Consider the following 8,213-nt stretch of genomic DNA (forward strand, 5'->3'; position numbering starts at 1 on the left):
TGAAACGCGTCAGCTTCAAGATTTGGCGAAAAAAGGCTCATCAGGTATTATCCGATCATTAACAATAACAAATCAGACCCGATAATGAGCCACCAACATCTCAAAGAAAAAGGAGGTACTGAACGACAGCGCAGTGACTTTTATTTAGGAATACACGCTCTCTCTCGGATTGAATCCCTACAAAGGTTCGAGATAGAAATGCGGGCGTTAATGAATTTAAGTCCGGGGAAACGGGCTAATTGTCAATGGGGAATGAGGGCGGCAAGCCTTATCCTATCTGCTTTGTAGCTTTCCTTGTCAACTCGTCAGCATACTGTGCTAAAATATTCCATAAAGTATATCACGGTACCGATGATTAATCGAGAATCTCTTGGCGGCTTACCATTCCATATAATGACCGTATATATCCCGCGAGAAAATATCTTTATTCTGGAAGAATGGTTAGCCTGGCATACGATGATGGGAGTTGATAAATTCTTCCTGTACGATAACACTGGCTCTAACCATCTCTTTGATGGACACAGTATTGTCACCGACGGAAAAAATCTACGGGGAGAAAATATCGCCGAAGTAACCGCCCATTTATCGGACACAGACCTAGAGAGCATCGAAGCGGAAATATTTTCAAAATATAATGTAGAGAAGGTTCGATGGGCACCCATTGAAAACGGGAAGATTATGTATCAACAGCATATCGCCTTCGCTCACTATGTAGAAAACCTACGGGAAAATACATGGACGGCGTTTACCGATCTTGACGAGTTCCTCATGGGTGAGGTAAACCTAGATGTGAATCGATCGTCTCATTGGATGTACGGCCGGCCATTTCGTAGATGGAATCCATACACGAGAGTATGCGATATAGTAGATGTGGTTAATTTACAAACCATGTTTTCGGGTAACGTCCCGAAAGATGCTTGGATACATCCCTGTCCTAAATCGATAGTTCAGACGAAGGACTTTATTCCTGGAACAGAAATTCACTATATAGATGTTAAAGGTGAAATTAACGAAAAAGTAGAGTTTTACTTTAATCACTATTCCTATTGTGAATTCAATCATATCGGATTTATCAATAGATGTCTGGAAAATATTCCCTCGTTTCATCCCTTCCCCTTGGATAAGGCGTTCAACGAGAAAGATTATAAACTACAAAAAATAGCCAGGAAAAAACTAAACTATGAAAGCTTCACCCGAATCCCCGATCCTATAGAAGAATCTCGAAAGATACCGGATTTTTCAAAATAATGAGGATTCGGACGGCTCAAAAATTGACCCTTAGAGCCGTCCATCCGTAAGCCTGGGTTCGGCAACAACTACATAATATCCGTGGCGAAGAACGGGAATAGCTGATTAACGATCGCCCGTTGTGAAAGTAGTTTTTGGCATTAGAAATCAAAGACACCTAGCGGTCAAGCGATCGCTCGAACTACTCCCCGTCGGTAACCGTTCAGGGGGGGTGCCGAATTGAACTCATGAGCCGAACACCTTACTTAATAGGCATTTCAGGCGATTTAACTCAAAGACAAAGTGTGGACAAAATGGCTAAAAGACAATTCCAGGAGGGCAATAACACTTTTGACTACTTAGAAAAATCTGTAAAAAATCAAATTGAGTCTAGTTTTCGTCCTGATCTCCCTTGATTTGATATAGTGCATTTTTTCAGCCCCCCCCTGAACGGTTACAATATTTCTAGAGAATTGATAAAAAAATATTAAATATTTCCTGAAAGATCTTGTGTTTTTTTTTAGATCTCTAAAAAAAGTATTAAATATATCACGACACAATTATTTAGGACTTGACAAACTCAGTAAAGGAAAGATACAGTAACGCATACATAACAGACCCTAATCGTTTGATATGCTACATAAAATGTCGTTTTGCCGTTCCCTACCCCTTTTCCTAGCGGTGGTGGCTACCTGCACCCTTTCCGAAGTAGCCGGTGCCGCTACCTTTACTTTCTCTTTCAGTAATGTGCGGGGACTTATTAACGGAACCGTACAGGGAACGATCGAATTACCGGATGGGGATGGAACCTTCGCCGCACCTCGATTTTTATTACTTTCGCCCCCGTCAGTTTAGTCTACCCGCTCCCCTTTAACGTCCTCGCCAATTTAACACGGATATTCGCGAATACTTTCATGGCTACTGGCAGAACTAGCACGGCGAGTTCATTCGCCGCTCAGGATAATCCTTTCACGGGTAACGCCTTCTCTATACATTTCGAGAACGGTACTTACGGGACTCTCTTAAGTGATTTTGGCTCTCATGGTGTTTTCAGCGGCGTTCAGGATCTACATAGTTCAACCGTCACCTTTGCGGCCACTCCCGAAGCCGCCACCGTTCTCGGTTTATTATCGATCGCCGGGATCGGCGTAGTCACCAAACGCAAAAAAGAAAGCCAGTAGATCCTAATTTTTTTCGTTATCTTTCAAGGAGAGCGATCGCGGAATCCATCTCTATCTCTAATTCTATAGTCGATGTATTGACTCCTAGAAAACCGAGAAGGAGCTTGAAACCATGATTCCGCGTTCCTTTTCCGATCGAACGGGAAAAACCGACCATCCCACCACTCGTGGCGGGTGTACGGCTCGAAGGGCAAAATTTCTCGATATTTCCTAGGAACATGACAGCCGAAATCTCTCTCCAACAAAAAGTATCCCTATCTACAGAGGTTTTACTCCAGCACTTAGGCGGTAAATCCGTTTTGCTCGATCTAAAAAGTGAATTGTATTTTACTCAAAACGAAATCGCCACACAAATGTTATTGAGTCTAACCGAATCGGACTCTATCCAAACGGCCTATAACAGACTCTTGGAAGAGTATGACGTAGATCCGGAAAAGTGTAAAAAAGACCTGCTCGAATTTATCGAGCGGTTGGTCAACGCTGAACTGGTAGAAATTAGCGATCCCTCAACTGTCAGGAAGTAATTACAATGCGTGTATTAATCGTTGGTTCCGGCGGCGTTGCCCTGACACGACCCTTAGACTGGGTGGTAAAATCCGGGCATGAAGTTTGGCTATTGGGAGATGACGATCCTTACGAAAATCACCCCCCCGATAATTATCGTTTTTTTCCCACCGTTTTGCAAAAGTACCGCGAGGAAATTACCGATATCTACGCCCACGAACCTCGAATGGCGGAGGAGAATGCCGAACCGTTGCGGAAACTTGTAGACGAATTCCAACCCGACGTTATCCACGTCCACGCCATCGGTTGGCACGCCCAATTTTGCGCCCTGGCCAATGTACGCCCCCTTGTCGTTTCCGCCTGGGGCTTTTTAAATCATCTGATCAAATCCAAAGAGGTATTAGAGGTCGAGAAAGACTATCGCGACGATCATACGGATAGAGTCGCTCAAGTGTTCGAGAAAACCGACGTGTTGATTGTGGAAACACCGATTTTAGTAGAAAACTCTAAGCCACTGCTGAACCAGGATCGGCGGGTGGAATTAATGCCTTTAGGGACAAATACCCAACATTTTTGTCCGGGAGTCACTAGGGATTTACAGAAGTGGCGTTGGGAATTATTTAGAGCTAAAGAAGATACCACGGTTTTGCTTTCACCCCGAGGTTTAGCGGAATTGTACAACCACGAACAGATATATGATGCCTACGCGCTAGCCTATTCCCGATTTACAAGACCGACAATCATCGTGTTTTCATCGATGGGACGTTCCTTTCTGGCCGAAGAAGCATCGTCGGTTTACGATAAAATCTGCAAGAAAGCGGGGGAACTGGGAATCCTGGAGAATATTCGCTGGCTACCTGGCTTCCCGTACGATTTAATGCCTACCCTCTATAACGTATCCGATGTGATCGTTAATTATCCTAAACAGGATGCCTTTCCTTCTACAGTGGTTGAAGCGATCGCTTGCGAACGTCCGGTGATTACCTGTGATCTATTAGCCTATCAAGGTACTTTTATCACGGAATTTTGTACTTTGGTAGAACCAGAAAACACATCCGCTTTAGCCGAGGCCATGATTAAAATTGTGAATCAACCTAGCCAAGAGCGAAAAGAACATCTCGCCCGAGCGCGGCAAGTTGTCGTCGAGCGGTGTGATGAGACGATCCTGCAACGTCAATTGCTCCAGATCTATGAGGATTTGATATCTAGACGTAAGGAATCCGATCGCTAAAATGTAGTCCTAGAGAAGCCTCTAAAATTTTGGGACTCGTCGGACCAACTGTTAAGCTGTTCGTTATTTTAATCGCGTATTCTGTTCGCTGAACTCCTGATCTAGTTTAGCTCACTCCAGCAATTTAGATATCGAACAGCTTCTATTCTTAAGGAAATCCCTACAGGATATTGACAGAACTGGAACAATATTTTTCGAGGAAATTATAACAATCTCAGAAGGATTATGCCCGATTTAAAAATTTGTTTTTTTCAAGTAACCAGTCCCGAAATTTATGATTATTCCAACTATGCTACTAAATTGAATAAAAAATATTGTGAACTTCATTATTATGAATATTTAGAAGTTCCTTTAGTTGAAAGAGAGGATTACGCTCCCCAATGGGGTAAAATTTTTGCGACGATCGAACTTCTGAAAATCGACAAGTACACCCATATTTTTTGTTTAGATGCAGATGCCGTTGTTTTAAATAGAAGTATTAAATTAGAAAGTATTATTGCAAAAATGAGAACGGCGATCGCCTTCTCGGAGAATGGGAAAAATGGTGGCGGATTAATTAACACCGGTGCATTTATCGTCAATCCCCAGGCTATCGAGATTTTAGAACAATGTGTTCGATTAGCCGAGGAAGAGATGAGAGATAGAAAAATGAACGTTTATCACGAGCAAGACGTGATCGCCAAAATGTATGCCGAGGGACTAGAGATGGATATATTTCCGATGAATGAAATGAATTCTTATTGGTTGTATGATATCCATGCCAACGACGGACAATTTATCTATCATTTTATGGGGAGATCCCTCGAAGAAAAAACTCAAATCGCCAAGGATTTATTTGAAAAATATAATTTTTAGAAAGCGGGATTCCCCGGCTTTGAAAATTCTCGCCGGCAGACTTGGCACCCTTGGAATAGACCGCGGGCTACACATAAAATCGAGCTTGATAGATCTACTTTATTTCTTTAGGGGGTTGTCGGTCTCGATCCCTTGTCCTTTTAGGCTTGTAGCCGCTTGTTCCCCCGTGGCGGGTTAACCTCTGGCGTTGTATCGTCGGACCGCACCCCGAGGTTCATGTATATAGTGTTACAGATTTAAGCGGATTCTTCGTGCTACGCTCGAAAAAAGTTTTTGTGTGTATCGATCTGTCGTGTCGACGACCTAAACCTTAAAATCGGTAATCCCTTACCATCACAGTCTAAAAACATGAAGAAAGCGTACTGCGAACCTCAACTTACAACTCATTCCCCGATAGCGGGTTTGAACCAGTCCCGTTTTGCCTTTGGTGATTTCTCGCCTTCGGCTACCGGCCCTCTCACCCCCCAGACCACGGCGAAAATAACCCTCACCCCCCAGACCACGGCGAAAATAACCCTCACCCCCCAGACCACGGCGAAACGTAAATAGCTTCAGCCCCTAAAGATTCTGAATATTTCGGGGTTCCCGTTGTCTGGTGCGGACAAGTGCGCGGGAGGGTCAAAAGCCTAAATGGATTGCACTTGTCCTTGTGGACTCGCGCTCGACGAAAAATGCCCCCGATGCGGGTGTAGACCCGAAAAAGCGGCAAATAACATCGACAAGCATCTAGCCGCCGATGCTCTAGGATTTACTTTTTTCGGGCAACGCGCGCCCGCGAATAGTTCGGAGAATTCTCGGGGGGAAGCCGTATCGATTAGTTGTCATCCGTATCGACGAGAGAGAGAAGACACTCCCGAACCCTAGCACCACCGCGACGCACCCATCCGAACGGCAGATGACCTCGGGGTGCTTTTAGGTCGAAGGTTGCCTCTTGGTAGTGTATCCAGCTATTGTTAACTCGCCATTCTACGGTATCCCCGAAAGCGTTCCAGGCGACCACATTATAATCGGAAGTTCCGCCGAGACCCTGATAGATTTTTTGCTGGACGGAAAAACCGAATCGACCGTCACTGTATTTCACCCACAGCCGGTCCATAGCCCGTAACTCCTCGCGGGGGAAATTATTAATATCCTCTTGTCGTAGCCATCCCTCACTCGTTCGGTTGGCGATCTGGAGCATTAATCCGGCGGTTTCCGCGTCCGCTTCCCGCCATTTTTGTTGTTGTAATAAGTCCTCTAGGGGTTGATAATCGGTGGCCATTTCGGTAAATCCCGTACTGTATCGTGCCTCGAAAAATACAAGCGATCCTCAAACGTTACCGCGAAAACGATCGGAAATCCTAGGAGGTTTCCATCCGATAACCGTTCGCTGTCATAATACCAAATTTAAAAAATCGCCATCGCCCCGAATCCGATATTCCTATGTTAGGCGATCGTTGCCCGCGAGATGCGCGATGAGGTTTAGGAAGTTAACGCTTTTTGATCACTACGGGGTGGGTTACGGTTGGAATCATCAGCGGAAACGCTTGCTGGATCAGAATTTCACGAGAAGAGAGGGTCGTCACGCCCCGAACGAGAGAAACTGTTAGTAATTCACGAGCGGAATCCTTTTCTAGGAAGGATCGCAAGCGATCGGGGAATCAGTGCCGATCCGAGAGTGATGAAAGAGCGTTAACAAATCGGGCGATCGAAGACTTTGAAACCATCGCGATCAGGTTTCGGGAATCCCGAAAAGTCAACCCGGCAACTCGCGTCTGTAGGGGCGGGGGAATTTCGAGCGAACCGTTCCTTCCAATTCAAACGCTGGTGGGCGAGGATAGCCTCGGGGTTTCCGAGCGTCGATCGCCCCTCCCGCTCGCGATAGAACCCGATCGGACCCGACGCGATCTACACTAGATGTCTCAATCCATGTTTAACGAGATTTTCACCGATCGATAACCGTCGGACACGGCGCTCCGACGGGCGCGGGGGAACGATTATGGATAGTCATCGCGTTAACGTCCGCGGTCCCTCTACTGCCGGGCGGGCCGGGAGCGGCGACCGGGGGCGAGAGCGGGACGAGAGACGGAAAATCGAGTGGCGGAGGCTTCTCGCCGAATTATTCGGCACGTTCGCGTTAACGTTGGTAGCGGCGGGAGGTGATGTGATCGAGAGTACCACCGGACACGCGCTCGGACACGTCGCCAAAACGGTCGCGCCCGGCCTGATGGTCATGGCGACGATCTATACCGTCGGCGAGATTTCCGGGGCGCATATCAACCCCGCCGTCACCCTGGCGTTCGCTATCCGGCGGGATTTCCCGTGGAAACGGATTCCGGGTTACTGGGGCGCGCAACTACTCGGGGCGATCGGGGCCGCGTTCTTTTTAAAAACCCTGTTCGGGAATACCGCCCGTCTGGGGGCCACTCGCCTCGGCCCGGGGTTATCGGCTCCGGTCGGTTTTTGGATGGAAGTGGTTTTAACCGTCCTGCTCATTACCGTCATTCTCGGTACCGCCGAACAGCATCGCTTGGTCGGCCCCAACGCGGCGATCGCCGTCGGCAGTACGGTCGCGCTGGACGGACTCTTCGCGGGCCCGGTTAGTGGAGCGTCGATGAATCCGGCACGCTCGCTCGGGCCGGCGTTGGTTAGCGGGCATCTAGAGCAGATCTGGATTTACCTCCTCGGCCCCGTCGCGGGAGCGTTACTCGCCGTTATTCTCGCCTGGCTACTGCACGGGAATCCGAAGCGATCGGAGGTAAAAGCCGCCGGGGGGGAAAATCCGGGTGATACGTGACGAGAAAAAGAGCGCGGTCGTTCGCTCGGGAGCGAGCGGGCGATCGATACGTTTAGCCGATCGAGATCCCCTCCCCTCTCACCCCCCGGCTAGACGAGAGCCAATACTTCTCGGAGTGCGATTCGTTGGTAACCGAATAGAGGCAGTCCTCGAACAAGTTACCCAAGGTGAAATCCTAGAGTAGCCTTGAACTCTCGATCTGATGCGGGTGAAAGTCCCGCCTACTAGACTCGGGTATGACTCCCTATCTGTCCACGATGACCCGACTCGGAATTCGGGAGGTCGAAGCTGGAAGCAGGGCGCGATCAGACCGGGGCTATGCCCGGACACTGGCGCTAAAGGGGAGTTCCCACGGTGAAACAGAGCCTAAGAAAGCAACCTAATCCCTCTTCCGTCACACTAGGGAACAGGAAGACAGAAATGACAGGGGAAAACAGAT

Annotated in this window: 9 protein-coding genes; 8 read left to right on the forward strand and 1 reads right to left on the reverse strand. The window is 47.6% G+C overall.

The window, feature by feature from the left end; all coding sequences use genetic code 11:
- The first annotated feature begins 351 nt into the window (after positions 1–351).
- From V0288_RS21425 to V0288_RS21455, 7 genes are all read left to right on the forward strand, one after another.
- Positions 352–1,248 (forward strand): hypothetical protein, encoded by an 897-nt coding sequence (locus tag V0288_RS21425; RefSeq protein ID WP_332867216.1) that lies wholly within the window; start codon positions 352–354, stop codon positions 1,246–1,248.
- Positions 1,249–1,860: 612 nt separating this feature from the next.
- Entirely contained in the window at positions 1,861–2,082 is a 222-nt protein-coding gene (locus V0288_RS21430) for a hypothetical protein (RefSeq protein WP_332867217.1), read from the forward strand.
- 59 nt (positions 2,083–2,141) lie between these two features.
- The gene (locus V0288_RS21435; protein WP_332867218.1) at positions 2,142–2,408 is read left to right on the forward strand and encodes a hypothetical protein; all 267 of its coding nucleotides are present in this window, start codon (positions 2,142–2,144) and stop codon (positions 2,406–2,408) included.
- A 218-nt stretch (positions 2,409–2,626) separates the two neighbouring features.
- The gene (locus V0288_RS21440; protein ID WP_332867219.1) at positions 2,627–2,932 is read left to right on the forward strand and encodes a PqqD family protein; all 306 of its coding nucleotides are present in this window, start codon (positions 2,627–2,629) and stop codon (positions 2,930–2,932) included.
- A 5-nt stretch (positions 2,933–2,937) separates the two neighbouring features.
- Complete coding sequence (locus V0288_RS21445) at positions 2,938–4,143, forward strand: glycosyltransferase family 4 protein (RefSeq protein ID WP_332867220.1); 1,206 nt, start codon at positions 2,938–2,940, stop codon at positions 4,141–4,143.
- Between the two features lie 225 nt (positions 4,144–4,368).
- On the forward strand, positions 4,369–4,998 hold the full coding sequence (locus V0288_RS21450) for a hypothetical protein (protein ID WP_332867221.1): 630 nt from the start codon (positions 4,369–4,371) through the stop codon (positions 4,996–4,998).
- Positions 4,999–5,400: 402 nt separating this feature from the next.
- Positions 5,401–5,547: a hypothetical protein gene (locus V0288_RS21455; protein ID WP_332867222.1), complete on the forward strand. Its 147-nt coding sequence runs from the start codon at positions 5,401–5,403 to the stop codon at positions 5,545–5,547.
- 265 nt (positions 5,548–5,812) lie between these two features.
- Here the strand turns inward: V0288_RS21455 and V0288_RS21460 are convergent, their stop codons facing one another.
- The gene (locus V0288_RS21460) at positions 5,813–6,259 is read right to left on the reverse strand and encodes a GUN4 domain-containing protein (RefSeq protein WP_332867223.1); all 447 of its coding nucleotides are present in this window, start codon (positions 6,257–6,259) and stop codon (positions 5,813–5,815) included.
- Positions 6,260–6,976: 717 nt separating this feature from the next.
- On the opposite strand from V0288_RS21460, the gene V0288_RS21465 reads away from it, so the two are divergent.
- Positions 6,977–7,774 (forward strand): MIP/aquaporin family protein, encoded by a 798-nt coding sequence (locus V0288_RS21465; RefSeq protein ID WP_332867224.1) that lies wholly within the window; start codon positions 6,977–6,979, stop codon positions 7,772–7,774.
- The last annotated feature ends 439 nt before the right edge of the window (positions 7,775–8,213 follow it).

The organism is Pannus brasiliensis CCIBt3594 (assembly GCF_036688125.1).
GTDB lineage: Bacteria > Cyanobacteriota > Cyanobacteriia > Cyanobacteriales > Microcystaceae > Pannus > Pannus brasiliensis.

Bases quoted from the DNA above. Each gene is read 5' to 3' on its own strand.
- V0288_RS21425 (WP_332867216.1), top strand. From the start codon at position 352: ATGATTAATCGAGAATCTCTTGGCGGCTTACCATTCCATATAATGACC.
- V0288_RS21430 (WP_332867217.1), top strand. From the start codon at position 1,861: ATGCTACATAAAATGTCGTTTTGCCGTTCCCTACCCCTTTTCCTAGCG.
- V0288_RS21435 (WP_332867218.1), top strand. From the start codon at position 2,142: ATGGCTACTGGCAGAACTAGCACGGCGAGTTCATTCGCCGCTCAGGAT.
- V0288_RS21440 (WP_332867219.1), top strand. From the start codon at position 2,627: ATGACAGCCGAAATCTCTCTCCAACAAAAAGTATCCCTATCTACAGAG.
- V0288_RS21445 (WP_332867220.1), top strand. From the start codon at position 2,938: ATGCGTGTATTAATCGTTGGTTCCGGCGGCGTTGCCCTGACACGACCC.
- V0288_RS21450 (WP_332867221.1), top strand. From the start codon at position 4,369: ATGCCCGATTTAAAAATTTGTTTTTTTCAAGTAACCAGTCCCGAAATT.
- V0288_RS21460 (WP_332867223.1), bottom strand. From the start codon at position 6,259: ATGGCCACCGATTATCAACCCCTAGAGGACTTATTACAACAACAAAAA.
- V0288_RS21465 (WP_332867224.1), top strand. From the start codon at position 6,977: ATGGATAGTCATCGCGTTAACGTCCGCGGTCCCTCTACTGCCGGGCGG.